Source organism: Butyrivibrio sp. LB2008 (genome assembly GCF_000621565.1).
Classification (GTDB): Bacteria; Bacillota; Clostridia; order Lachnospirales; family Lachnospiraceae; genus Butyrivibrio.
This window is the reverse complement of the sequence record NZ_JHXZ01000013.1, coordinates 106647-131180: the sequence shown is the minus strand read 5'-3', so window position 1 is coordinate 131180 and position 24534 is coordinate 106647. Positions and strand designations below refer to the sequence as shown.

27 protein-coding genes are annotated in these 24534 nt (G+C 40.9%); 23 read left to right on the top strand and 4 right to left on the bottom strand.

What is annotated here, in order from left to right; all coding sequences use genetic code 11:
* The first annotated feature begins 256 nt into the window (after positions 1 to 256).
* The 5 genes from T356_RS21235 (at position 257) to T356_RS0103440 (ending at position 5452) form a co-directional block, all read left to right on the top strand.
* A complete protein-coding gene (locus T356_RS21235) occupies positions 257 to 952 on the top strand; it encodes a hypothetical protein (protein ID WP_051563117.1) in 696 nt (231 codons plus the stop codon).
* Between the two features lie 320 nt (positions 953 to 1272).
* Entirely contained in the window at positions 1273 to 4245 is a 2973-nt protein-coding gene (locus tag T356_RS0103455; RefSeq protein ID WP_026513298.1) for a DUF3427 domain-containing protein, read from the top strand.
* Between the two features lie 15 nt (positions 4246 to 4260).
* Positions 4261 to 4665: a (deoxy)nucleoside triphosphate pyrophosphohydrolase gene (locus T356_RS0103450; protein ID WP_026513297.1), complete on the top strand. Its 405-nt coding sequence runs from the start codon at positions 4261 to 4263 to the stop codon at positions 4663 to 4665.
* Positions 4666 to 4683: 18 nt separating this feature from the next.
* Entirely contained in the window at positions 4684 to 5073 is a 390-nt protein-coding gene (locus tag T356_RS0103445; protein ID WP_026513296.1) for a hypothetical protein, read from the top strand.
* Positions 5074 to 5089: 16 nt separating this feature from the next.
* A complete protein-coding gene (locus tag T356_RS0103440) occupies positions 5090 to 5452 on the top strand; it encodes a YccF domain-containing protein (RefSeq protein ID WP_026513295.1) in 363 nt (120 codons plus the stop codon).
* Between the two features lie 21 nt (positions 5453 to 5473).
* Here T356_RS0103440 and T356_RS0103435 read toward each other — a convergent pair whose 3' ends face one another.
* Complete coding sequence (locus T356_RS0103435; protein WP_026513294.1) at positions 5474 to 5818, bottom strand: winged helix-turn-helix transcriptional regulator; 345 nt, start codon at positions 5816 to 5818, stop codon at positions 5474 to 5476.
* 118 nt (positions 5819 to 5936) lie between these two features.
* Between T356_RS0103435 and T356_RS0103430 the strand changes: the two genes are divergently transcribed.
* From T356_RS0103430 to T356_RS0103375, 11 genes are all read left to right on the top strand, one after another.
* Positions 5937 to 6137, top strand: coding sequence for a 4Fe-4S binding protein (locus tag T356_RS0103430; protein ID WP_026513293.1), 201 nt, complete (start codon positions 5937 to 5939; stop codon positions 6135 to 6137).
* Positions 6124 to 6723, top strand: a complete 600-nt coding sequence (locus T356_RS0103425; RefSeq protein WP_026513292.1) for a 4Fe-4S binding protein — start codon at positions 6124 to 6126, stop codon at positions 6721 to 6723. Before T356_RS0103430 ends, T356_RS0103425 begins: the two co-directional genes overlap by 14 nt.
* Entirely contained in the window at positions 6720 to 7109 is a 390-nt protein-coding gene (locus tag T356_RS0103420; protein ID WP_026513291.1) for a C-GCAxxG-C-C family protein, read from the top strand. The genes T356_RS0103425 and T356_RS0103420 overlap by 4 nt, the downstream gene beginning before the upstream one ends.
* A 192-nt stretch (positions 7110 to 7301) precedes the next feature.
* On the top strand, positions 7302 to 7643 hold the full coding sequence (locus T356_RS0103415; RefSeq protein ID WP_026513290.1) for a hypothetical protein: 342 nt from the start codon (positions 7302 to 7304) through the stop codon (positions 7641 to 7643).
* A gap of 974 nt (positions 7644 to 8617) precedes the next feature.
* On the top strand, positions 8618 to 9649 hold the full coding sequence (locus T356_RS0103410; RefSeq protein ID WP_026513289.1) for a hypothetical protein: 1032 nt from the start codon (positions 8618 to 8620) through the stop codon (positions 9647 to 9649).
* A 21-nt stretch (positions 9650 to 9670) separates the two neighbouring features.
* On the top strand, positions 9671 to 10801 hold the full coding sequence (locus T356_RS0103405) for a hypothetical protein (protein ID WP_026513288.1): 1131 nt from the start codon (positions 9671 to 9673) through the stop codon (positions 10799 to 10801).
* Between the two features lie 13 nt (positions 10802 to 10814).
* Positions 10815 to 11492 carry a CatA-like O-acetyltransferase gene (locus T356_RS0103400; protein ID WP_026513287.1) on the top strand — a complete coding sequence of 226 codons (678 nt, stop codon included), beginning with the start codon at positions 10815 to 10817 and terminating at the stop codon, positions 11490 to 11492.
* Positions 11493 to 11495: 3 nt separating this feature from the next.
* The gene (locus tag T356_RS0103395; protein WP_026513286.1) at positions 11496 to 12314 is read left to right on the top strand and encodes a TPM domain-containing protein; all 819 of its coding nucleotides are present in this window, start codon (positions 11496 to 11498) and stop codon (positions 12312 to 12314) included.
* A 90-nt stretch (positions 12315 to 12404) separates the two neighbouring features.
* On the top strand, positions 12405 to 13094 hold the full coding sequence (locus T356_RS0103385; RefSeq protein ID WP_035780301.1) for an amino acid ABC transporter permease: 690 nt from the start codon (positions 12405 to 12407) through the stop codon (positions 13092 to 13094).
* A gap of 10 nt (positions 13095 to 13104) precedes the next feature.
* Entirely contained in the window at positions 13105 to 13836 is a 732-nt protein-coding gene (locus T356_RS0103380; protein WP_304412644.1) for an amino acid ABC transporter ATP-binding protein, read from the top strand.
* Positions 13837 to 13869: 33 nt separating this feature from the next.
* Positions 13870 to 14622 carry a basic amino acid ABC transporter substrate-binding protein gene (locus tag T356_RS0103375; RefSeq protein WP_026513283.1) on the top strand — a complete coding sequence of 251 codons (753 nt, stop codon included), beginning with the start codon at positions 13870 to 13872 and terminating at the stop codon, positions 14620 to 14622.
* Positions 14623 to 14719: 97 nt separating this feature from the next.
* On the opposite strand, the gene panD is transcribed toward T356_RS0103375, so the two are convergent.
* From panD to panB, 3 genes are read right to left on the bottom strand one after another with little or no spacing between them, the layout of a single operon-like run.
* Positions 14720 to 15112 carry an aspartate 1-decarboxylase gene (panD, locus tag T356_RS0103370; protein ID WP_026513282.1) on the bottom strand — a complete coding sequence of 131 codons (393 nt, stop codon included), beginning with the start codon at positions 15110 to 15112 and terminating at the stop codon, positions 14720 to 14722.
* Positions 15113 to 15144: 32 nt separating this feature from the next.
* Entirely contained in the window at positions 15145 to 15996 is an 852-nt protein-coding gene (panC, locus tag T356_RS0103365) for a pantoate--beta-alanine ligase (RefSeq protein ID WP_026513281.1), read from the bottom strand.
* A 45-nt stretch (positions 15997 to 16041) separates the two neighbouring features.
* Complete coding sequence (gene panB, locus T356_RS18210) at positions 16042 to 16905, bottom strand: 3-methyl-2-oxobutanoate hydroxymethyltransferase (RefSeq protein ID WP_051563116.1); 864 nt, start codon at positions 16903 to 16905, stop codon at positions 16042 to 16044.
* Between the two features lie 308 nt (positions 16906 to 17213).
* Between panB and T356_RS18205 the strand changes: the two genes are divergently transcribed.
* The 7 genes from T356_RS18205 to T356_RS0103325 all read left to right on the top strand — a co-directional run bounded on the left by T356_RS18205 (position 17214) and on the right by T356_RS0103325 (position 24417).
* Entirely contained in the window at positions 17214 to 18224 is a 1011-nt protein-coding gene (locus tag T356_RS18205; RefSeq protein WP_081777731.1) for a transporter substrate-binding domain-containing protein, read from the top strand.
* 80 nt (positions 18225 to 18304) lie between these two features.
* Positions 18305 to 18964 (top strand): amino acid ABC transporter permease, encoded by a 660-nt coding sequence (locus T356_RS0103350; protein ID WP_026513280.1) that lies wholly within the window; start codon positions 18305 to 18307, stop codon positions 18962 to 18964.
* Between the two features lie 4 nt (positions 18965 to 18968).
* Complete coding sequence (locus tag T356_RS0103345; RefSeq protein WP_026513279.1) at positions 18969 to 19637, top strand: amino acid ABC transporter permease; 669 nt, start codon at positions 18969 to 18971, stop codon at positions 19635 to 19637.
* Position 19638: 1 nt separating this feature from the next.
* Positions 19639 to 20373 carry an amino acid ABC transporter ATP-binding protein gene (locus T356_RS0103340; protein WP_026513278.1) on the top strand — a complete coding sequence of 245 codons (735 nt, stop codon included), beginning with the start codon at positions 19639 to 19641 and terminating at the stop codon, positions 20371 to 20373.
* 220 nt (positions 20374 to 20593) lie between these two features.
* Positions 20594 to 23467, top strand: a complete 2874-nt coding sequence (locus tag T356_RS0103335) for a carbohydrate-binding protein (protein ID WP_026513277.1) — start codon at positions 20594 to 20596, stop codon at positions 23465 to 23467.
* 197 nt (positions 23468 to 23664) lie between these two features.
* On the top strand, positions 23665 to 24066 hold the full coding sequence (locus tag T356_RS0103330; RefSeq protein ID WP_330370880.1) for a pyridoxamine 5'-phosphate oxidase family protein: 402 nt from the start codon (positions 23665 to 23667) through the stop codon (positions 24064 to 24066).
* 117 nt (positions 24067 to 24183) lie between these two features.
* On the top strand, positions 24184 to 24417 hold the full coding sequence (locus T356_RS0103325) for a GlsB/YeaQ/YmgE family stress response membrane protein (protein ID WP_026513275.1): 234 nt from the start codon (positions 24184 to 24186) through the stop codon (positions 24415 to 24417).
* The last annotated feature ends 117 nt before the right edge of the window (positions 24418 to 24534 follow it).

Sequence of the window (24534 nt, the reverse complement as noted above, 5' to 3'; positions counted from 1 at the left end):
ATGTTACTTACTTAATAACAAACAGCATAAATTTTCTCCCCTAATATAATTACTATACCATATTTTACGATATTATCGAATAAAAACTTTTATTTATTGTTAACAAATATTCATACACGAGTAACAAAAGGCGGTAAGGCTTTTTTTATTATTTAAGATTTTTATTTTATGTTCTTTTTATTCTGAGTTTGTTTCATTCGTGAGATTAGGTGATTATAATTGCAATTACATTATTTTTGAAAGAGAGGTATTGCCAATGAAGATGTTTGTGAAAAGAAACCTCGCTGTGATCACAGCTTTTCTTGTGGTTGTAGGAACGTTCATCACGGGAGATGTTAAGATCAACGCTGCTAGTGGTGATACTATAGTGTATGTTACTAAGACGGGAAAGAAATATCATAATGCTGGTTGCAGCAGTCTTAGTAAGAGCAAGATAGAAAAAACGCTTCAGAGTGCGGTTGATAATGGGTATGAACCTTGCAAAAAGTGCAATCCACCTAAGCTTGATACAGCAAGCTCAGAACCTGCAGCTACGACAAATGTGGCAGCAGCACCTGCAAATGTAGCTAAATCTACAGCAACTACAAATGGCAATACTACTGTATATACCACTAAGACTGGTAAGAAATATCATTCGGACGGCTGTCAAAGTTTAGGGCAAAGTAAGATAGAAACAACTTTGCAGAACGCGGTTGATAAGGGGTATGAACCTTGCAAAAAATGTAATCCGCCTAAGCTTAACTCAGCAAGTGCGGCGCCTGCGGCACAGGCAAATACAACAAATGCGTCAGTCGAAGCGCTCAAGACATATAAAGGAAATACGGAAGAGTTTAACGCATATGCTTATTACATCAATAACGTGGATCTCCAGACTGCAATAGGCGCAGACGGAGATAAGCTTTTGAAGCATTACAATGAATACGGTAAGGCAGAGGGTAGAGTAGCAAAGTAAGGGATTTATTATATAGATTATTTGAAAAATGCACCTTGGATGCTGAAGGAGAGAGCAGCGTCCTAGGTGCATTTTGTAATGTATGACATCTTAAATGAAATTACAGAAATCCGCACTTGCTGCGGATTTCGTGAGAATGTGATTCAGGAGTCAACCAAGCCCTATCGACGAAGTCGATTTTAATTGGCTTGGTTGATGCATTCTTGAACTTCATGTTCAAGAATGCATAGAAAAAACATTTGATCGCACATTTATATGCAACTATACTTGAATTAAGGCTATTTTCACGACTTTTGGCGAAAGGGAGAAGAGGCGGTATTATGGGAAATTCAATTGAAGAACTCAGAAACGGTTTTGAAACGGCATATATAGATGGCACAGTAGTTTCAAGCGAGAAGTATAGGCCTCAGTTTATTTCAAATAACTACAAAGAAGGGAAAAAAGTTCTCTCATCCATAGAGGATGAGCTATTGCGATGCGATGAATTCAGAATCAGCGTGGCTTTCATCACACTTGGCGGAATAACGCCTCTTTTGCAAACGCTCAAGGAATTGGAGAAAAAAGGGATTAAAGGAGAAATCCTTACAACTAATTATTTGAACTTCAGTGAGCCTAAGGCGCTGGAAAAATTAAATTCACTTACGAATATAACTTTAAAAATATTTGATTCTGAAAGTTCCGGTGAGGGCTTTCATACGAAGGGATATATTTTTCGAAATGAAGAAATATACAGAATAATAATCGGAAGCTCCAATATGACAGGTGGAGCGCTGAAACAGAACTATGAATGGAATACAAAGATTGTTTCAACAATAAACGGAGAAGTATCAAAGCAGATAATTGAAGAATTTGAGCGGCTCTGGGAGTCTCCGTATGCGATAGACTTTGATGATTTCATTGAAGAATATAAGCAGAAGTATCAGATAATAAGGCATCAGCGAGAAAGTGCCAAAAAAGAAGATCTTGTTTCAATTGAAAAATATAGATTACAACCAAACAGTATGCAGGTTGGATTTATATCAAGTCTGCGAAAAATAATCGGTTTGGGAAAGAACAGAGCGCTTCTTATATCTGCTACAGGAACGGGAAAAACATATGCTTCAGCATTTGCTATGCGAGAACTTGGATATAAGCGAGTTCTTTTTCTTGTGCACAGAGGCCAGCTTGCCAGACAGACCAAGAAATCATATGAGAAGGTGTTTGGAAAGTCTGTAACTATGGGACTTGTCGGAGCAGGATACAGTGAGTATGATGCGGATTTCATATTCGCGACAGTGCAGACTCTAAATAGGGATGAGCATCTGCTTAAATATTCTCCGGATCATTTTGATGCGATTTGTCTTGATGAGGCGCATCATGTTCCTTCGGCAACATATCAGAAGATCATGAATCACTTCACACCTAAATTATGGCTTGGAATGACCGCTACCCCCGATAAACGTGATGATAATATTGAGGGACGCAATGTATATGAGCTGTTTGATCATCAGATTGCTTACGAGATTAGATTACAGCAGGCTATGGAAGAAAATTTGTTGTGCCCGTTTCACTATTTTGGTATAACTGATATTTCCATAATCGGTGATGACAAGAATCGCGATTTTTCTGTATTGACCTGCGATGAGCGAGTTAAGCATATTGTGGAGCAGGCTAATTACTACGGATATAGCGGAGATAGAGTAAAGGGGTTAATATTCTGTAGTTCAATAAATGAGTCCGAGGCTCTTTCCGAGAAGATGAATCATACCATCAATCCCGCTACCGGTAAGTACTACAGAACAATCGCGCTTAACGGAAGTGCATCGGAATCAGAGCGAGAAGAAGCTTTTGAAAGATTGGCGATGTTTGAAAATGAAGATATCTCATACACAAACAATAACGGCCCGCTCGATTATATTTTATCTGTGGAAATCCTTAATGAAGGTGTGGATATTGTAGAAGTTAATCAGGTTATAATGCTCAGACCTACACAGTCTCCCATAGTGTTTATCCAGCAGCTTGGCAGAGGACTTCGTAAGGCTGATGGAAAAGAATTTACGGTAATACTGGATTTTATCGGTAATTATAATAACAACTTCATGATTCCCATAGCTTTGTCAGGTGACAGAACGTACAACAAAGATAATATTCGCAGATATGTTATGGAAGGCGGAAGGATCATTCCGGGTGCATCTACAGTGCACTTTGATGAGGTGAGTAAGCAAAAAATTTTTGAGTCTATCGATAAGTCTACTTTACGCCTCGCGATGCTTAAGGAAAAATATGAGTTGTTAAAAGACAGATTGGGAAGAATACCATCAATCATAGATTTTTATAATTATGGTGAAATTGATCCGATGTTGTTTATTGAGTATACGAAAGAGTCATATCACTCATTTTTAAAAAGGATCGAACCATATTACAAAGCTCTTTTTTCTAAAGAACAAGAAGAGATGCTGGCTTTTGTTTCCCAGTTTCTCATGAATGGAAAGCGACCTCATGAGTTGCTTATTCTTAAGTCATTGATTGAAGAAAAAGCAGATCAGGGTGTTATTGATAGTGTCAGGTTCAAAGCTGCATTGGAAGCTGTCGGAGGAACATATAGAGAAGAAGACTATGATTCTGCAATGAACATAGTTAGCTTAGCATGGTTAAATTCAAAAGCGGATAAAAGCAAGTATGAACTTGTACAGTGGATTGATGAAGAAGCAGCAAAGGAGAGAAGGGTTAAAAGAGCAAACGCATATGCACAAGCTCTTTTAAATAAACAATTTGAAAAGCAACTAAAAGAAACAATTGAATTTGGATTACTTAGATATAAAGATAATTACAAGGACGCAGATGATAATAATCTGGTTCTTTACAGGAAATACTCAAGAAAAGACGTATGCAGAATCTTGAATTGGGAAAAAGATGACAGTTCCACTGTTTACGGTTACAGATATAAATATGGTACCTGCCCGATTTTTGTTACATATAATAAAAATGAAGATATATCAAGTTCTACGAATTATCCCGATCATTTTATAAATGAGCAGTTGTTTAATTGGATGACTCGAAGCAGAGTGTCCATGGATAGTAAGGAAACTCAGCAGATTATTCATGCAAATGAAAATGGGGAAAAGTTATTCTTATTCATAAAGAAAAGTGATGATGAAGGTGCAGACTTTTACTATATGGGAGAAGTAACACCTGTATTTTGGCAACAGACTAATATCAAAAATGATGATGGTGATGTTTTACCTATAATGAATTTTCATTTACAATTGAAACATGCTGTTAGAGAAGATTTGTACGAGTATTTAGCAAATTAGTTGAAGGGAGCAGAAATGAAAAACATACGCGTAGTTGCGGCAGTAATAAAAGCAGAAAATGAAGACGGTCGCCCAATAATATTTGCAACCCAGAGGGGATATGGGGAATATAAGGACGGATGGGAATTTCCCGGAGGAAAGATTGAAGAAGGTGAAACTCCTCAGGAAGCACTAAAGAGGGAAATTCGTGAGGAACTTGATACTGAAATAAGTGTAGGAGAGTTAATAGATACCATAGAATATGATTATCCAACATTTCACCTTTCAATGGATTGTTTCTGGTCAGATATTCTGAAAGGGAATCTGGTTCTCAACGAACATGAAGCTGCAATGTGGCTCACAAAGGAACAACTTGGCAACGTTGATTGGCTCCCTGCCGATGAGCTGTTGATCGACATGATTAAAGAAGGCATGGATTAAAGATTTTTTGGTTAGTTTATGAAAGTAATTTTTTCTATTATATTTATTATGAGCGGATTGGCTTTTTTGGCGCGCTATTTATATTTGATAAAAAAATGTTCTATCAGGGTTTCTGCTGTTATTATAGATATTGAGATTCATAATGACTCAAGAAATAAACATATATATCCCACGTACCGATATAAGATTGAGCATTGGTGGTATACGGCAAAATCTCAAGTTGACATACCATATTATACTAAAAAGCCAAAATATAAAATTGGTGACAAAATGGATATATTGGTTTGCAGCTCTGATCATAAATTCTGCATACCTGCTGAATATGCTGATTTAAAAAAGCTAGCGTATGATCCCGGATATGGAATAATGGGAATTGTGGCCGGGATACTGATTCTGATATTTTTTTGAAACGGAAAGGAACGACATGAATTTTTTAGGGAATCTTATATGGATTATTTGCGGAGGTTTGCTTAGTGCAATCGGATGGCTCCTGACAGGGCTTCTTTGGTGCATTACTTTGATAGGAATACCGGTTGGTGTTCAGTGCTTTAAGATGGCATCAATGTCACTTAACCCTTTTGGTAAAAGAATCGTGGATGAAGGAAATGCAGCATCATTTCTTTTAAATGTTATCTGGCTTCTGGCATCAGGATGGGAGCTTGCAGTTGCTAACTTTGTGATCGGATGTATTTTGTGCATCACGATCGTGGGAATTCCTTTCGGAAAACAGTTCTTTAAGATCGCAAGACTTGCTCTGTGTCCTTTCGGAGTCAGGATTGTAGGTTAAATGTTATAAGTAAAAAATAAGTCACAGATTGTCCTCGCCCCACTTCTTTAATTGGAGAAGAATTGGGATGAGGCTTTTTGTTTTTTCTGTAAGATTATATTCAACTCTTACGGGCATTTCATCATACTGCTTTCTCTCAACAAGTCCGTCTGCTTCCAGCTCTTTTAGCGAATTGGCGAGCATTGTATTGGTGATGCCGTTAACAGAGCGGCTCAGTTCGCCGTATCTGACAACTTCATTTTTATCGATGACGCATAGTATCATTATTTTCCACTTGCCGCCAACGGTATCTATTACTTTTTTTAATCCACAACCTTTTCCTGCGATATCTTCACATAAAGGCTCGTGATCGGCTATTTTTCTCATAGTATACTTTTCCTTACCAGATAAATTTAAACTGCGTACTTGATATAAAAAATATACTACATATAATAAAAGCATCAGATTAGAAAAACAAGTAAATCTTTTATTAAGGAGAATTTTTATGAGAAAGGCGACTAATGACAAAGACAGATGCGTAGCCTGCGGAGTCTGTGCGCTGCAATGTCCGAGGGAAGCGATTGACATTTATAGAGGCATTTATGCGGTTGTTGATGTTTCTAAATGCGTGGGATGCGGTATATGCGAAAAAGCTTGTCCGGCAGGATCTGTAAAAGTAGTGGAGGTGCAAGATGGTATTAAATAAGAAAAAGCAATGGTACGACTATCTTTGGATATGGACGATCATTTATTTTGCACTCGGATTCTTTAATATCTTATTTGCCTGGCTTGGAATGATCGATTTCATACTTCCTCTTATCTTTGCGATAGTCGGTGGAAATAAATGGTTTTGCAATCACATGTGCGGCAGGGGTCAGCTTTTCTGGGTACTTGGAAGGAATCTTAAGTGCTCGCGAAAAAAGCCGGCGCCTAAGTGGATTTCCTCAAAGTGGTTCAGGTATGGATTCCTCACATTTTTTATGACAATGTTTGGAACTATGATATTTCAGACCTATCTTGTGTTCTCGGGAGCAGAGTCGCTTAAGAAAGTAGTAAAGCTCTTTTGGACATTTAAAGTACCATGGAAATGGGCGTATAATGGAAGTGTCTTCCCCGATTGGGTGGCGCAGTTCGGATTTGGCTTTTACAGCCTTATGCTGACATCCACTCTGATAGGACTGATAGTGATGGCAATGTACAAAGAGAGAACCTGGTGTTCTTTCTGTCCAATGGGAACAATGACACAGGGCATTTGCAAGATAAAGGCAAAGAAAGGTAGGGAGAATTTATGACATTAGAAGAAAGAGCTGAGAGGGCTGTGGAGCTTAAGAATTCCGGAATGTATAACTGTGCACAGGCAGTGACTGCGGCTTTGGCAGATCAGACAGGACTTACGGAGGAACAGCTCAAACAGGTATCTGCCGGATTCTGTGCGGGAATGGGCAATCTTGAAGCAACCTGCGGAGCCTTGATTGGTGCAGGAATGATAGCAGGCCTCAAGACAGAAGGCAAAGGAACTCTTGGAGTTACCAAGCAGATTCAGGAAGAGTTTGGCAAAAGATGCGGTGCATTAAAATGCAAAGATCTAAAGACCGTCACAGACGGTAAACCGCTGTGCCCCTGCGAAGACTGCGTGAGGAATGCGGTTATGATCTATGGCGAGATAATGGGGCTGTGATTCGAATTTTTTTTAATATCGCAAGATTCCGGCTGGGACTTTTCAGAGCGAGAATTGTTGCGGCATGATTATAGAATGGCTTATCAATGAAATTTTCTTGAAAGCCATTCTTTTATTTTTTTTCTAAATATCCATAGACCTACTATGAGGTCCGGTGCCAGCATAAAAGGCAGAGATATACAGGATATTTTCATGGCATCATTTATTAGGCTGAGTTCAAAAATTAGTCTTACGAATAATTCGATAACCAGCGTTGATAATGTAAAGAAGGTAACAGAAGTAATAAGTATGGATAAGCCATATATTCTGGGATTTTTATATTCGCCAATTATTTTTACAAATATGATTTTTTTTATTATGAGCGCTGTCGGGAACGCAATAAACGAAGCGTTGTTAAAAAATATTATACTCCCCCATGCTATGATCATGGTTGCTATCGCGTCTAAGAGCATTAGGGGCAGGGTGTTTGCATTTTTTATATGGTATTTCCTTGAAAAATTTGTTCCTCACGGTGAGGATTTATTCTTAAGGTGATTATATAGCAGTTTCTAATAAGAAAAAAGTTTTGGTGTGTTTGATCTCGTATGAGGGATTGTTATGTGAATGCGGGCATTGGCTAAAGTATACGTTTCAATATTGAAGTAGCTTTACGGACATTAGAATCCGAAAAATGATGTTTGCACGTAGAAACAAGTGAATGTGGGAATGGCTTTACGGGTATAGAATCTCGGAAAATGATTTGTGCACGTAGAAGCAAGTGAATGTGGGAATGGCTTTACGGGTATAGAATCTCGGAAAACGATTTGTGCACGTAGAAGCAAGTGAATTTAGGAGTATTCTTACGGGTATAGAATCTCAGAAATCAATCTGTACACGTAGAAGAAAGTGGATTTTGCACTAGCCTTACGGGCATAGAATCTCGGAAATCAGTCTGTACACGTAGAAGAAAGTGCATTTGGGAGTAGCCTTACGGGCATAGAATCCCGGAAATCAATCTGTACACGTAGAAGTGAGTGAATTTAGGAGTATTCTTACGGGCATAGAATCTCGGAAATCAATCTATACACGTATAAGCAAGCGAATGTGAGGTGGATTTTACGGGTATAAAGTTTGTAATTGAATTTGAGTAACGTAGAGGAAAGTCAAAATGTATAACTGTGTGTAGAATTTGCCATGGAGGCAGGCAATTTTGCGGAGTTGATGACGTCTGCCAACCGAGCGAGATTTGTGGTGGTTGGTAAACCGCTGTGCCCCTGCGAAGACTGTGTGAGGAATGCGGTTATGATCTATGGCGAGATAATGGGGCTGTGATGTATAAGAAGTCACAAATAATAAGTAATGTTATAATATAGTACATGGGAGAAAAGGCTTCCATGTACTTTTTGTGTGTAGAGCACTTAGCGAGGTATTATCGAGCTTAGTGCGAACCATACAAGGTCACTTGACGAGGTTTTGTCGAGTCTAGTAAAGCTTATAAAACCGTTGTTTTTAAGAAATGGAGTAATGATTTGAGAGAGAAAAAATTGGTTTGGACACTTTTGGCGGCGCTGATGCTGACAGCGTGCGGTGCAAAAGAAACGACGCAGGATGAGGGGAATACACAGGATACTGCGGTGGCGGAAGTATCGAGTCAGGCAGTTGAGGCAGGAACTGAAGCAAGTACGACAGCTTCAACGGGAGAGGCACTTGTACAAAAGATCATTGATACAGCCGCAGTCGCTCCTGAACTTGCAAGAGAATCTCTGGTTGATGATTTTGACGGAGACGGATCGATGGATGCCTTCGTATATATTGGCAAGGAAGTGGACAAGGAAATGGGAACCTGCGAGGGCGAAGTGTGGTTTGCTTCCGACAAAGTATGCGAGAAGGTAGAGGAAGAGTTTTCATTTGTTGCTCATGACGGCAAAGCTATAAACGTTCTTCCTACAGAGAATAAGAATTTTATTCTGATAGAGAGAGCCTTCATGTCAAGCAGTGTGACGGATGTCTTCTATATAGCCGGCGGAGATTGCAAGTCGTCAGCTATTTCAGGAATCGGCGGCTTTTATAAGTCGGAGGATACAGGTGATTACTGCATTAATGTAGATAATTATGATATGTCTCTTGAATTTGAATCGGCAGAGGATGCGGATAATCCGGACGTGGTGCTTGATTATGGCCCAGGACTTGAGAAAGGGCTTTATACAGGCCATACGTGGAAAGAATATTTCTTTTACTATGATAAAGACACATCTGATTTCAAGGAATATGCGTCCAAAGAGCTTACAGAGGAAGAACTTAATTCTGCATGCGGCTTCGACATTGCGGGTGAGATAAAGGCAGCAGGTTTTCAACTCGGGCATATTTACAGAAGAGATAACGGGGTTATCAACATAAATTATTATCAGAGAACCGACAACGAAAACGGATCGGTAGATATATCTTTTAGAAATGCTACATATAATGAGAAAACACAGTCATTTATGTATGAGGGCGGCGAAGGGGAAAAGCCGTGGCAGAAATCTGACTGTGGCGGAATTTTTGAAGCTAACATTTTTTAATTGATTTAAGGGAGAAAAGAGATGAAAAAGAAGATTGTTTATTTGATTATGGCCGGAATGCTCATGCTTACAGGATGTGGCGGTGCCAATGCAGAGCAAAGCGCAGAGGCTTCATCTGAGACAACTGATGCAAATGACGCTGAAGCCGGCAATACTGAAATGAGCTCGGATTCCGAAGAAACGAAGCTTGCCAATCCATGGAGAGATATCACGGAAGAAGAGGCTAAAAATGGGAGCGTAAGACTTTTTACAATTCCCGAAGGCGCGGAAAATGTTACATGGAGCATGATGGAAAGCAAGGGAGATGAAGCGCCGCTTATACAGGCAACATTTACACTTGACGGAAAAGAATTTACAGCCAGAACACAGTACGGGGCATCTGAATTTGCGGATATATCCGGAATGAACTATGAATGGTCTTCTAAAGATGAAGGCAAGCTTGCAACATGGGGCGGCGGCAACATGGATGCGAAATTCTACAGATACAACGGTGATGAATGTGCAGATCTTTGCACCTGGTATGACATAGAGATAGGTATAGCATACAGTCTTTCTACTGTTGCAAGTGATCTTGAAGGTTTTGATATCCGGGCGGTTGCAGAAGCAATGCCGCCGGAACCTGAGATGTATATCAGCTCTTTTGTTGAAGAGGTTGCAGGAAAGACTGAGTTTGAGAGCTACGATGAAGTGATCTCATACCTCAAGAAAGGGCAGGGATATGCATATATTCAGCTCAAAGGCTATAATGGGGATGTTCTTGCTCTGGCTGAAAATGTGTATAAAGATAAGGGAAAAAATCTTGCAATAGATGTGGCTCTCTATGGCGAAGTCGACGGTGTTGTAAAGAACCTTGGAAACGTATCTTCAGCGGGGACGGCCTATCCTGTTGCCGTTCAAGACGGCGCTATATTTGCATGCAACCACCATTCATACGAGGTATATTTCGTAAATCCTGAAGGGAACGGTCTTATGATGAAAGACTGTATTCATGAAGAATATGATGAAAATGGCAATGCTACATATATTGGATTTACCAGAGAGACCAACAGTTTTGACAATGATGTTGAATTCACCGGCGGCGAAGCAGAGTATAAGAAATACCGTGAAAACTATTTTGCTGCGACACTTCTAGACTTTACTCCTATAGACTAAGGGGAAATGATAAATGGAAAAGACAACGTATAAGAACATCGACATGACGACATATCCAAGGAAAGATCACTTCGATCATTTTCGCAATATGGAATACCCGTTTGTGACTATGACTGTTCAGGTTGATATTTCTGATTGGATAAAAAGGCTAAAAAAAGCGGGATATCCCTTTTTCCTCTGCTTTCAGTATGCGATCGCCCGAGCAGCCAACAGCGTTCCGCAGTTCAGGCAGAGAATAGAGGAAGACGGTATTATAGAATATTCTTACTGTAATCCTTCATATACAGTGGCGCTTCCTGACGAGACATACAGATATTGCATGGTCAATACCGATCAGCCTCTTAGTGAATATCTTGCGGAAGCCAAGGTAAAGCAGGAGAAAGCGCTTAATGCAGAGCACCTTGAAGAAGAGGGAGATTCGCGAAGCCATCTGTTCACATCATGTGTTCCGTGGCAGGATTTTACCGGCGGAACAATGCCATATCCTGATTCGAAATTCTCTGTTCCGAATATTGTCTGGGGCAAGTACAAGACAGAGAAGTATCTTGCACTGGAAGACGGTAATGTCGTTGAAAAAGAGAAGACGACTATCCCAGTCGTTGTTTTTGTAAACCATGCGCTTATCGATGGTTTGCATATATCCAGATTTTATGCAAATCTCGATGCAGAACTATCCAAGATGGAGTTCTAAACGATGAAAAAGAAGAATAATAAATTAGTATATATAGTTATAGCGTTGGCTGTGCTAATACCTGTTGTTTCAATCCTTATGCCCAAAGATGAGGTGTATGTTCCGCAGACTACAAAAGGAGTTTTTGTATATGATGAGGCAGATATGATAGACGCCGAAACGGAAGATACGATCAACAGAATACTTGTAACTTTGGAAAAAGAAACTACGGCTGAAGTTGCGGTTGTTTCCTATGAAGATTCAAATCTGTCTATCGAGGAATATGCGACAACGCTCATGAATGAGATGGGAGTCGGTAAAAAAGAAACAAATAACGGAATTCTTTTGCTGATGCAGAAAGAAGGAAATCATGTGCGCCTTGAGGTTGGAAGAGGCATAGATGATGAGCTCACAGACGAAAAGGCGGGGGACATACTTGATACATACTATGTTCCTTACAGAGACAGCAGTACATCAAGAGCCGCACTTGAAACGACAAAGGCGGTTGTAGGATTTTTCTATAGTTACTATGGTATCAGCAATGAATATACGACTGCAAACAATCTGAAACAAACTGAAGAAGAACCGGGCGATGGCATAGTAGGGTTCGTTGTATTCGGAATTCTTGGGGTACTCATAGCTGGAATGGTTTGGGGTGTTAAATATGCAGAAAAAATGGAACGCAATAAGAGCCGTCTTATCCTTCCTAATCAGAGAAAACGCAAAAGTAAGATGGGAAAATTTTTTAGCGATTTTATAGATTATAACCGTAACGACTATGGAGGAGGTTACGACGGTGGCTTTGGCGGAGGCGGTTCCGATGGCGGAGGAGCAAGCAGATAGAGCATTACAGAAGCTTGTTGAAAAATGCATAATTATGTGGTATTTTTGCATAAGCAATTATAACCCACATGAGTTGAGGAAGTTTTTAGTATGAATGAGTGGTTCGCAAAATTGGTTGAGGATTTCAACCGTTGTTTTATTGAAGAGAACAGATACCTGATGCTTATCGACGGTATAGGCGTGACGATAAAGGTATCGCTCGTTGCCGTTATTATCGGTATTGTCATTGGATTTTTGATCGCGATGTGCAACATGTCATCGAATAAGATCCTTAAGGTTATAGGTACGATATACACAGATGTTATCAGAGGAACACCGTCGGTTACACAGCTGATGATTATTTATTTCGTTGTGTTCGCAAGTGTTCGCTGGCCCAAATGGATCATCGCAGCAATCGCGTTCGGTATAAATTCCGGTGCGTATGTTTCTGAGATTGTCCGCGCTGGTATCCAGTCTATTGATAAGGGGCAGACCGAGGCGGGAAGATCGCTTGGACTTAATGCAAGACAGACTCTCATGGGAATCGTAATCCCGCAGGCTATCAAGAACATTTTCCCTGCACTTTGCAATGAGTTCATCGTTCTTATAAAAGAAACAGCTATCGTTGGATATGTAGGTCTTATGGATATTCAGAAGGCCGGTGATTTCATAAAGAGTTCTACATTTTTGGCATTTATGCCTTTGATCGGAACAGCGATTATCTATTATGTGCTGATCAAGTTGCTGACAATGGCACTTAAGAGAGTTGAGAACACTCTCCGTAAGTCAGACATACGATGAGGAGAATGCCATGAGTGATATGATTGAAGTAAAGAACCTTAAAAAGAAATTTGAAGATTTGGAAGTTTTAAACGGCATCACCACTTCGATTAAACAGGGAGAAGTAGTGGTTGTGATCGGCCCTTCGGGATCCGGAAAGAGCACATTTTTAAGATGTCTCAATCAGCTTGAGGAAATCTCCGAGGGAGAGGTTTTCCTTGACGGTGAAAAGATAAATGACCCTGCGACGGATATCAACAAGATCCGCCAGAAGATGGGAATGGTATTTCAGCATTTCAATCTTTTTCCACATATGACTATCATAGATAATATTACCTATGCACCTGTCAAACTTAAAAAAATGACCAAGGAAGCTGCGCGCAATAAGGCGCTTGAACTTCTTGATAAAGTCGGACTTGTGGAAAAAGCCGACAATTATCCAATACAGCTTTCCGGAGGACAGAAGCAGCGTGTTGCTATAGCAAGAGCGCTTGCGATGGAACCGGAAGTAATGCTTTTTGATGAACCCACGTCGGCACTTGATCCTGAAATGGTAGGAGAAGTTCTCGATGTTATGAAGAAACTTGCGGATACCGGTATGACTATGGTAATCGTTACTCACGAGATGGGATTTGCAAGGGAAGTTGCGAACAGAGTTCTTTTCATGGATGAGGGAATCATCATGGAAGAGGGAACTCCGGAACAGATATTCAGCCATCCGACCAGCGAGAGAGCAAAGTTGTTCTTGAGCAAGGTCTTATAATAAAAACGGCGCAAAAAGGGAGATATGAAAAATATGAAAAAGAAAATACTGTCTGTTGCACTTACTTTGGTAATGAGCATTGCATCTCTTACAGGATGCGGATCTTCATCATCTGATAAGATCGTATTCGGAACAAACGCAGAGTTTCCGCCTTTTGAGTACATCTCAACAAACGGTGTCATCGATGGTTATGACGGAATTGATATGGCTATTGCATCTAAGATCGGTGAGATTTCAGGAAAAGATGTTGAGATTGCAAACATGGAATTTGATTCACTTCTTGTGGCAATCCAGAATGGTCAGATCGATGCAGCTATCGCAGGTATGACAGCTACAGAAGAGAGAGCTAAGACTGTTGATTTCTCAACACCTTACTACACAGCAACACAGGTTATGGTTGTTAAGGAAGGTTCTGATATCAAGACTGCAGCTGATATGGAAGGTAAAGCAATCGCTGTTGTTCAGGGATATACAGGTGAGACTGTTGTTCAGGATCTCGGATACAAGTATGAAGCATTTAAAAAGGGAACAGAGTGCATTCTTGAGCTTGTAAACGGTAAGTGTGATGTAGTAGTTATCGACTCTGCTACAGCAAAAGATTTTGTTGGTGACAACGAAGGTCTTGTTATCGTTGAAGATTCCAATGCTTTCGAGTCAGAGGAATATGCTATCGCAGTTAAGAAAGGAAACACAGAGCTTCTTAATACTATCAACGAGGCAATCGACAAGATGCTCGCTGACGGAACAATTTCAGAGTTTGCAGCAAAATATGCTGATGCCAACTAAAAATCAAGGGAGTTCATGCTAATAGTTAGTGTGAACTCCCTTTTTTCATTTGAGAGGAAAATCCTATCAAATGTTTTCTGTTAGGCGGAGCCGGGCTCTACTGTAGATCTGCGAGTTTCCCGTGCTTCTCGTAGCTTGTGATGCGTGCAGGTTTATTGGCTTCATCCACAAATACCACGGTCGGTTTATGCGTCTTTGCTTCACCTGCATCAATTGTGCAGTAGGACATGATTATCACATTGTCACCTATGCATACCTGTCTTGCGGCGGCGCCGTTTAAACAGATCATTCCGCTTCCCGCATCTCCGGCTATGGTATATGTCTCGAATCGGTTTCCGTTCTGTACATCAACAATCTGCACCTGTTCATATTCAAGAATCCCCGCAGCTTCCATAAGCTCACTGTCGATGGTGATACTTCCTATATAATCAAGTTTGGCATGAGTTATGGTCGCGCGGTGAATCTTACCTTTTAACATGGTTATATTCATAAGCATTTATCCTTATTCATTTATTGTGATCGTCAGCAGACCGAGTCAACGAAGAAATTATCAATGAGTCTTGTCTTTCCGATATATACGGCAAGTGCGGTAAGAACCGGACCGTTGATGGTCTCTACTGGCTGAAGCTTTTCTGAATCTACAAGTTCTACGTAATCGATTTTGGCAAGAGGCTCTGATTCGATTATTTCTCTGATCGTTCCGATTATCTTCTTTGCATTCTTTTCACCGCTTCTGACCATTTCTTCGCCTTTTGTAAGTGCCTTATGAAGGATGAGGGCAGCGCTTCTTTCTGACTGATTCAGATAGGTGTTTCTTGAGCTTTTTGCAAGGCCGTCTTTTTCCCTTATGATGGGACATCCTATTATCTCGATGTTGTAGTTGAGGTCGGCAACCATCTTGCGAACGATTGCGAGCTGCTGATAATCTTTTTCTCCGAAATAGGCTCTGTCAGCTTCGGCGATGTTAAAAAGTTTGGTGACTACCGTGCAGACTCCGTTAAAGTGAGTAGGTCTGCTCTTGCCGCAAAGTCCCTTGGAAAGTGTATCTACTCCCACATGTGAGAAGAAGTTGTCGCTGTACATTTCTGCCGGATCGGGATGGAAGATAAGATCTGTTCCGAGCTCATCGCACATCTTACAGTCTGTGACAAAATCTCTCGGATATGTTGCAAGATCCTCATTTGCGCCGAACTGTATGGGATTTACAAAATCACTGACAATTACTTTGTCATTTTCTTTGACGGCTCTTTTTATAAGACTTGCGTGTCCCTCGTGAAGATATCCCATTGTAGGAACAAGTCCTATTGAGTATCCGGTTTTCTTCCATTCTCTTACGTGTTCTTTTACTTCATCTATTTTACTGGCTATTATCATTTGTTTGCCCTCTCTATGATGTATTGTTTTCTGATAAGTATTTCCTTATATTGCCTGTGCTTTTGCCTGAATCGGAAGATCCGGGATGATGGAATTTATGACATCATCGTCAATTGCAAAAGAGTGTTCCTTTGAAGGGTAGGAACCTGCTTTTACAGCTTCGTCATAAGCACTGAAGGCTTCTTTCATTTCTTTTCCAATCTGAGCGAACTGTTTAACGAATTTGGGCTTGATGCCTTCAAACATTCCGAGCATGTCCTGATAGACGAGGACCTGTCCGTCGCATCCGTTTCCTGCTCCGATTCCGATTGTTGGAATTGAAAGCTGCTGAGTTATGAGTGTTGCTAATTTTTCGGGAATACATTCAAGAACTACCATGAATGCGCCGGCTCTCTCTACTGCAAGTGCATCTTCAAGAATCTGTTTTGCCTGCGCTTTGTTTTTGCCTTGTACTTTGAATCCGCCAAAGGCATTGACCGACTGAGGAGTCAGTCCGAGATGTGCGACCACGGGAATGTCCGCTTTGGTGATGGCTTCGATCTGCTCGCAGACCTTAGCGCCGCCTTCAAGCTTTACAGCCTGTGCGTGGCCTTCTTTCATTAATCTGCCGGCATTCATGACGGCATCATAGGTTGAGGTCTGATATGACAAAAAAGGCATATCAGCTATGAGGAAGGTGTTGTGGAGTGCTCTTGAGACAGCTCTGGTGTGGTGGATCATGTCCTCCATAGTAACAGGGAGGGTGTCATCATACCCAAGCATGGTCATTCCAAGAGAATCGCCGATCAGCACTGTGTCTACGCCTGCCGCTTCCATAAGGCATGCGGTTGTGTAGTCGTAGCATGTGAGCATGCTAATCTTACGGCCTTCCAACTTTTGTTGTTGTAACGTCGTTACTGTTCTTTTCATTTTTTTCTACCTCTTTTCCATACAAGCCTTGATCGTTCAAGGTCTCATTGTTTCGGGCTTCGAAGTAACTATAGCAGACCTTTGCGTTATATTCCAGCCTAAATTTCGACAAGGGCGCCTAATGGCGGAAGTTAGGAGGGGATAAGTGCAAGCTATCAAGAGGTATAAAGATTAGCTATCGTAAAACCTATTGACCTAATAGGCGAATAGAAGTAATATTTGTTCATCGATTACGAAACGGACCCGTTAAAAATCAACAGTTGAATTTAAGTTAGAAAGAAAATGTATTAAACGAGGAGAGTAATATTATGAAAAAGAATAGTTTGAAAAGAATCTTGGCAACAACACTGACACTTGCACTTGGAGCTGTTGCACTTACGGGATGCGGATCTGCTTCGGCGAAGGAAGGGGCTGCGGAGCAGACAAGTGAGGCTTCGGCGGCGCAGGAGCAGAGTGATAGCAAGGTTTATAGAACACTTGATGAGATCAAGGAGAGTGGAGAGATCAATATCGGAGTATTTTCTGATAAGAATCCATTTGGATATGTTGATGAGAACGGTGAATATCAGGGATATGATGTTTACTTTGCAAATAAGCTTGGTGAGGATCTTGGTGTAAAGATCAACTTTGTATCAACTGAGGCGGCAAGCAGAGTTGAGTATCTTGAAACAGGTAAGGTTGATATAGTTCTTGCAAACTTCACGGTTACTGAGGAGAGAGCTGAGAAGGTTGATTTCGCACTTCCTTATATGAATGTGGCACTTGGAGTTGTTTCACCTGAGGGTAAAGTGATCAAGGATCTTAGTGAGGTTAAGGCTGATGAACAGGTTATTGTTATCTCGGGAACAACAGCTGAGACATATCTTGAGAAGAATTATCCTGATATCAAGCTTCAGAAGTTCGATACATATGCAACAGCAAAGACTTCTTTTGAAAACGGAACAGGCGTGGCTTGGGCAAATGACAACACAGAGGTTATTGCTTACGCGATCGAGAATAAGGGATATGTTGTAGGTATTCCTTCACTTGGAAGCCAGGATACTATTGCTCCCGCAGTATCTAAGGGCAACAGCACACTTCTTGAGTGGATCAACAGTGAGATCGAGAGCCTTGGCAAAGAGAATTTCTTCCACGCAGATTACGAGGCAACTCTCATTGAGACATATGGAAAAGACTATGAGGAAACACTTGTAGTTGAAGGCGGAAAGGTTTCAGACGGCGCAGCTGCGGAAGCATCATCAGAGGATTCTGAGGAAGCAAGCACAGCAGCTACTTCAGAGGCTGCAGAAGCTGCAACTGAAGCATCATCTGCAAAATAATTTATAAAAACAGCACTGACAATATATGAGAGGGAGAGCTTTCGGGCTCTCCCAATCGGCGTTTAAAAGGAAAACACAGGATGAACTTAGAGGTCATAATTTCTTACATACCATTATATATAGAAGCATTTCTCCTGACGGTGAAGATCGGGTGGCTTGGCATATTTCTTGCACTGACGATAGGAATTATAGTTGCGTTTGTGATGCACTTTAAGATTCCGTTTTTGTCGGGAGTTGCAGTTGTATATGTAGAACTTTTCAGAAATACACCGCTTCTTGTCCAGCTCTTTTTTATTTATTTCGGACTTCCCAAGGTTGGCCTTACAATTTCTGCGGAAACATGCGGATTTGTGGGACTCGGGCTTCTCGGCGGAAGTTATATGGCTGAAGTATTTAGAAGCGGTCTTGAAAGCATACCAAGTTCTCAGACAGAGAGTGCGCTCGCACTTGGTTTATCAAGAAAACAGCTCTTTTTATCGGTAATACTGCCGCAGGCGCTTTCACAGAGTGTTCCTGGAATACTCGCCAATGTGATATTCCTTCTCAAAGAGACAAGTGTCTTTTCTGCGATAAGCCTTATGGACCTTATGTTTACGGCAAAAGATCTGATAGGACTTTACTATGATACGAAGGAAGCGCTGTTTTTGCTGGTTATTTTCTATATAGTGATGCTGCTTCCTGTTTCCGCAATCGGAAGCTATATTGAGAAAAAAGCAAGATTTAGGACGTTAGGAGTGTGAGCATATGGGATTTGAAGTTTTATTAAAGGGAAATAATATGATAAGGCTCCTGACGGGACTTGCCGTTTCGCTCAAGATAAGTTTTGTATCCGTTGCGATCAGCATTGTACTTGGAGTGGCGCTTGGAATATTGATGACGCTAAAAAATCCGGTCATTACGGTGGTTTCAAGGATTTACCTTGAGATTGTCAGGATAATGCCGCAGATGGTGCTTCTTTTTATTGTCTACTTCGGAACGACAAAAGCGCTGGGTATCAATCTTGAGGCTGAGACGGCTGCCGTCATCGTGTTCTCGTTCTGGGGAACGGCTGAGATGGCAGATCTGGTGCGCGGAGCGCTTCTTAGCATACCGGCAATTCAGTACGAGAGCAGCATATCACTTGGACTTAACAAATTGCAAACTTATATATATGTAATAATTCCGCAGATTATAAGGCGCATGATACCGCTTTCTATAAATCTTATTACCAGAATGATCAAGACTACGAGTCTTGTGATGATGATAGGAATTGTTGAAGTACTTAAAGTAGGACAACAGATAATCGAGGCAAACAGGAAAGCATCTCCGACAGCGGCATTTGGTGTGTTCCTGGTGATATTTTTGCTGTACTTTGCAGCATGCTGGCCGATCAGCATGCTTTCAAGATATTTAGAAAAGAAATGGGAGACCTGATATGGAAGAGATACTCAAAGTTAACAATGTATGCAAAAGATATGAAGACATAACAGTTTTTGAAAATATGAACCTCACGGTAAAAAGAGGCGAAGTCGTAGTGATAGTAGGCCCTTCCGGATGCGGGAAAAGTACGTTCCTAAGGTGCCTTAATGCACTTGAAGATATTCAGGACGGTGAGATCCTTCTCGAGGGTGAGAAGGTTGATTCTGCAAGTAAGAATATAGGAAATATCAGGGAAAAAGCCGGTATGGTATTTCAGAGCTACGATCTTTTTCCGCATCTTACCGTTCTTCAGAATCTGATGCTTGCACCTGTAAAGGTTAAGAAGAGGGATAAGAAGGAAGTGGAAAAGGAAGCACTGGGCTTGCTTGAGAGAGTAGGTCTTTTGACCAAGAAAGACAGTTTCCCAAGGCAGTTATCAGGCGGACAGAAGCAGAGAGTGGCGATTGTAAGGGCGCTTATAATGCATCCCGAGATACTTCTTCTTGATGAGATCACTGCGGCACTCGATCCCGAGATGGTACGCGAGGTATTGGATGTTGTGCTTTCGCTTGCAAAAGAGGGAAGAACAATGATAATCGTGACCCATGAAATGCAGTTTGCAAGGGCGGTTGCGGATCGTATGGTGTTCATAGATAACGGAAGAATCGTTGAGGAAGGGGAGCCTAAAGAATTTTTTGACAATCCGAAGACGGACAGACTCAGACAATTTTTGCAGACATTCTCTTACTGAATCTGATATAAGATACAACTTTATTGGATACAATGCGACGTTAAAAGAAATGTAACAAAAATTGCTCAAATAGCAATATTTGAGTGGTAAATAGCAATATTTGACAAGTCGACTTAAACGTTTACTGCTATAATTTGTCTTATCCTAACAAATATTACAGAATATTTAATATATGAAAGATTTGTAAGGAACAAGTTTACATTTTGTGGAGGTTACATGTATGAAAAGACAAATTTCTATTTTATCAACAGTTGCGCTTAGCGGCTTAATGGTTCTGAACAACACGGTAGACATCAATGCTGCACCGTCACTTAATCCGTATTCGGGGGTAGAAGCGGAGACAAATTTCGGACAGTCAGGTACTGAGGTTGTTACTGATAATGGGGTTAAAGCAGTATCAAGTATTGAGTCAGGGGATTATTTCATTGTAAAGGACGTTAACTTTTCTAAGGGAGTATCACAGTTCAAGGTAAAAGCAAAAGCTGATAAGGCATCACTGCTTGAGATCAGAGAAGGTGGTGTTGACGGCGATGTGATCGCCAATCTTAAGATCGGAGCAACTAAGGGTGAGTTCAAGGAGTTCACAGTTAGTACTTCATCAAACATTGATGGCAAGGCAACGATTGCTTTTGTAGGAAAGATGGGATCATTTGCCATCGATAACTGGACAGCGGTTGAGTCAAAAGATTCTTCCGCAAATGATGATAAGAAGACTGAGGAGACGAAGGGATTTGAAGTAGATCCTTCAACGGGCAAGACAGGCCCCGGTCCTTTCATTGATCCTTATGAGCCTGTTTCAACAGTATTTGTTTCAACAGATTCAAAGGGCGTTGAGCAGGAAGAATATAACGGAGATAAGGTTGTAACAAGTCTTGGTCAGGGTGACTGCTTTGTAGTACACAATGTAAAGCTTGATAAGGGAATTGTTGCACTTACTGTTTCAGCAAAGGCTGATAAGGCAGCTTTATTGGAGATCAGAGACGGGGCTGTTGACGGCGACGTGATCGGATCTATAAAGATTGATGATACAAAGGGTGAATACAAGTCTTACACAACAAAGATTGAAGAGAGCATCGAAGGAACTCATGCTATCGTATTCACAACAAAGACAGGTGAAGTAAGCATTGAGAAGTGGAAGGCAATGTGCGCTCCTAATGCAAAGGCAAAAGACGATAATAACACTGTAAAAGAGCCTACAGATGATTCTTCAAGCAGTGCAAGTTCATCAGATAAGACAGGTCCCGGACCTAACGTAAATCCTTACGAGCCTGTTTCAACAGGTCTTAACTTCGGTAAGTCAGAAGGAACAGAGCTTGTTGATTATAACGGAAAGAAAGTTGTTTCAAGCATTGAGTCAGGTGACTATTTTGTAGTAAACAACGTAGATTTCAAGAATGGTGCAAGCACTCTTACAGTTTTGGCAAAGGCTGACAAGGCTTCTTCAATCGAAGTAAGAGACGGAAGCACTGACGGCGCATTACTTGGACTTATCAAGGTTAACTCTACAAACGGTGAGTACAAGTCTTTCAGCACAAGCATCAAGAATGTTGACGGAAAGCATGCGCTTGTATTCGTAGGAAAGATGGGAAGCGCAAGCATCGCAGAGTGGAGTGTTCAGGCTTCCGGCGATAATAAGGAAGTTAAGCAGCCTGAGAATCCTACAGAAAACAAGGAAAATAACAAAGAAGATAATAAAGATAACAAAGATACACAGAAGCCAGCAGATACAACACAGAAGCCGGGTACAGGAGCAACTCTTTTCCCTTACAACGATATCGCTGCAGGTGAAAACTATGGTGAAGCAAAGGACGTAGAGTATTCAGAGAATAACGGCAAGAAGATTATCACAAGTCTTGGCAAGGGTGACTACTTCACAGTTAAGGATGTTGATTTCAAGAAGGGCGCAGTTACACTTTCTGCAACTGTAAAGTCAGATAAGCCTGCTGTATTGGAAGTAAGAGACGGCGGCGCTGACGGAAAGTTGCTCGGAACAATGAAGATTAACAATACCGACGGCAAGTTTGAGACTTATCGTATCCAGTTTGATAATATTACAGGAAAGCACACAATTGCATTCGTTGGTAAGATGGGCGATGTAAGTGTTGAAAGCTGGAAGGCAATGGCCGGCCCTGAGAAGAAGACAGATACTGAGAAGAAGGAAGACACAACAGAGAAAACACCTGAGAAGACTCCTGAGAAGGATACGACTACAGATACAACAGGAAAGACAGCTAAGGGACCCGATGTAAATCCTTATGAAGATGTTCCTACAGGACTTAACTTTGGCGAGACAAAGGGTACAGAGCTTGTAGATTACAACGGAAAGAAAGTTATTTCCGGACTTGAGAAAGGTGATTATTTCGTAGTAAACAACGTTAAGTTTACAAAGGGCGTTAAAGTAATAAATGTTTCAGTTAAGGCTGATAAGCTCTCATCATTTGATATTAAGGACGGAAGCGCTGACGGAGAATTAATCGGAAGTGCTCAGATCACACCTACAAACGGTGAGTATAAGTCAGTAGTTGTTAAGGTAGACAAGGAAATTGACGGAACACATGCACTTGTATTTGTTGGAAAGGGTGGAAGCGTAAGCATTGAGAAGTGGAATGCAATGAGCGCACCTCAGAAGAAGGATGATGCAGGCAACACAGGAACAACAACTCCTGAAAAGAAAGACGATGCAGGCAATACAGGAACAACAACCCCTGAGAAGAAAGACGATACAGGCAATACAGGAACAACAACTCCTGAAAAGAAAGATGATGCAGGAAACACACAGAATCCCGGATCTACAACAAGCAAACAGAACCTTACACTTTCACATACAGTAAATGACTGGGGTTCAGGATACCTTGTAGATTTCAGAGTAAGCAATAACTCAGGCGAGACTGTAAACGGATGGAAGCTCAAGATCAAGAAGGATGGAATCAAGATCGCTCAGAACTGGTGCATGGAAGTTAAGGAAGAAGGCGACTATTATGTAATCACTCCTTTCTTCTGGAATTCATACATCGAAAACGGCAACTTCATTTCATTTGGTATCATTGGTCAGGGTACTGCACCAAGAACCATCACATATGAGTTTGTTAAGTAACATTGTTGTTTAAAAATAATTGAATTAGAAAGTAAAAAGCTGATACGAAACAGGGAGCTCTTCTTACTGCCAAAGGCGCAGCGAGAGGGGCTTTCCCTATGTTTCAAAAATGAATAAAAAGCGTATTTACACGGTAGAATAATTATAATAACATAAATTGTATGAAATATAATGTTATTCAATCGGAGGAAAATTTTATGGCAGACATTCAGAAAGTATATGATTTTTTAAATGAGGCAGAGACATATTATCTTGCAACAGTAGACGGTGATCAGCCGAGAGTAAGACCTTTTGGTACAGTTCTTTTGTCAGACGGCAAGATCTACATTCAGACAGGAAAGGTAAAAGACGTATCTAAGCAGCTTGCAGCCAATCCTAAGGCTGAGATCTGTGCTTTCAAGAATGGTGAGTGGATCCGTGTTGCAGGAGAACTCATCAACGACGATTCTCACGATGTTAAAGTTGCTATGCTGGAGAAAATGCCTCAGTTGAAGGCAATGTACAGTGCAGACGATGACAATATGCAGGTACTTTATTTCAAGAATGCAACAGCAACATTCAGCTCATTTACAGCAGCACCCGAGACTGTTAAGTTCTGATACTAAATTGTGTTTGAGAATCCATGGAAAAGCGAAAGTACCGATTTTTCTCAAAATAGAGTATGATATAAAGCAGTAGTTAACGTTTTGTATTTAGCAATGGAGGAAAAGAACAAAATGGGATTGATTATTAGCCTTATCATGGGAGCTATCGCAGGTTTTCTTGCAAGTAAGATTATGAATGAATCATCGGGAACTCTCAAGAATATCATTCTTGGAGTAGTAGGTGGCTTTGTTGGAGGGCTTGTGTTTAAACTCATCGGACTTAAGGCAGATAGTATCATCGGAAGTCTTATTATATCCGTTGTAGGTGCTTGCATCTGCATCTGGGGCGGAAGAAAGCTTTTCTAAAAAATGAGTTTTTTAAGTGGTCATGGCGGTTGCTGTGACCACTTAATTTGAGCAGAACACTTAACGAGCAGAACGCGAGTTTAGTGAGAATCCCAGTGCTGTAGCGTTTTTGTTTTT

Bases quoted from the DNA above. Each gene is read 5' to 3' on its own strand.
- T356_RS18205 (WP_081777731.1), top strand. From the start codon at position 17,214: ATGAAAAAGAATAGTTTGAAAAGAATCTTGGCAACAACACTGACACTT.
- T356_RS0103415 (WP_026513290.1), top strand. From the start codon at position 7,302: ATGGCATCATTTATTAGGCTGAGTTCAAAAATTAGTCTTACGAATAAT.
- T356_RS0103375 (WP_026513283.1), top strand. From the start codon at position 13,870: ATGAAAAAGAAAATACTGTCTGTTGCACTTACTTTGGTAATGAGCATT.
- T356_RS0103350 (WP_026513280.1), top strand. From the start codon at position 18,305: ATGAACTTAGAGGTCATAATTTCTTACATACCATTATATATAGAAGCA.
- T356_RS0103425 (WP_026513292.1), top strand. From the start codon at position 6,124: ATGGTATTAAATAAGAAAAAGCAATGGTACGACTATCTTTGGATATGG.
- T356_RS0103400 (WP_026513287.1), top strand. From the start codon at position 10,815: ATGGAAAAGACAACGTATAAGAACATCGACATGACGACATATCCAAGG.
- T356_RS0103335 (WP_026513277.1), top strand. From the start codon at position 20,594: ATGAAAAGACAAATTTCTATTTTATCAACAGTTGCGCTTAGCGGCTTA.
- T356_RS0103340 (WP_026513278.1), top strand. From the start codon at position 19,639: ATGGAAGAGATACTCAAAGTTAACAATGTATGCAAAAGATATGAAGAC.
- T356_RS0103420 (WP_026513291.1), top strand. From the start codon at position 6,720: ATGACATTAGAAGAAAGAGCTGAGAGGGCTGTGGAGCTTAAGAATTCC.
- T356_RS0103445 (WP_026513296.1), top strand. From the start codon at position 4,684: ATGAAAGTAATTTTTTCTATTATATTTATTATGAGCGGATTGGCTTTT.
- T356_RS0103450 (WP_026513297.1), top strand. From the start codon at position 4,261: ATGAAAAACATACGCGTAGTTGCGGCAGTAATAAAAGCAGAAAATGAA.
- T356_RS0103405 (WP_026513288.1), top strand. From the start codon at position 9,671: ATGAAAAAGAAGATTGTTTATTTGATTATGGCCGGAATGCTCATGCTT.
- T356_RS0103395 (WP_026513286.1), top strand. From the start codon at position 11,496: ATGAAAAAGAAGAATAATAAATTAGTATATATAGTTATAGCGTTGGCT.
- T356_RS0103430 (WP_026513293.1), top strand. From the start codon at position 5,937: ATGAGAAAGGCGACTAATGACAAAGACAGATGCGTAGCCTGCGGAGTC.
- T356_RS0103455 (WP_026513298.1), top strand. From the start codon at position 1,273: ATGGGAAATTCAATTGAAGAACTCAGAAACGGTTTTGAAACGGCATAT.
- T356_RS0103380 (WP_304412644.1), top strand. From the start codon at position 13,105: ATGAGTGATATGATTGAAGTAAAGAACCTTAAAAAGAAATTTGAAGAT.
- T356_RS21235 (WP_051563117.1), top strand. From the start codon at position 257: ATGAAGATGTTTGTGAAAAGAAACCTCGCTGTGATCACAGCTTTTCTT.
- T356_RS0103385 (WP_035780301.1), top strand. From the start codon at position 12,405: ATGAATGAGTGGTTCGCAAAATTGGTTGAGGATTTCAACCGTTGTTTT.
- panB (WP_051563116.1), bottom strand. From the start codon at position 16,905: ATGAAAAGAACAGTAACGACGTTACAACAACAAAAGTTGGAAGGCCGT.
- T356_RS0103330 (WP_330370880.1), top strand. From the start codon at position 23,665: ATGGCAGACATTCAGAAAGTATATGATTTTTTAAATGAGGCAGAGACA.
- T356_RS0103440 (WP_026513295.1), top strand. From the start codon at position 5,090: ATGAATTTTTTAGGGAATCTTATATGGATTATTTGCGGAGGTTTGCTT.
- T356_RS0103435 (WP_026513294.1), bottom strand. From the start codon at position 5,818: ATGAGAAAAATAGCCGATCACGAGCCTTTATGTGAAGATATCGCAGGA.
- T356_RS0103345 (WP_026513279.1), top strand. From the start codon at position 18,969: ATGGGATTTGAAGTTTTATTAAAGGGAAATAATATGATAAGGCTCCTG.
- panD (WP_026513282.1), bottom strand. From the start codon at position 15,112: ATGAATATAACCATGTTAAAAGGTAAGATTCACCGCGCGACCATAACT.
- panC (WP_026513281.1), bottom strand. From the start codon at position 15,996: ATGATAATAGCCAGTAAAATAGATGAAGTAAAAGAACACGTAAGAGAA.
- T356_RS0103325 (WP_026513275.1), top strand. From the start codon at position 24,184: ATGGGATTGATTATTAGCCTTATCATGGGAGCTATCGCAGGTTTTCTT.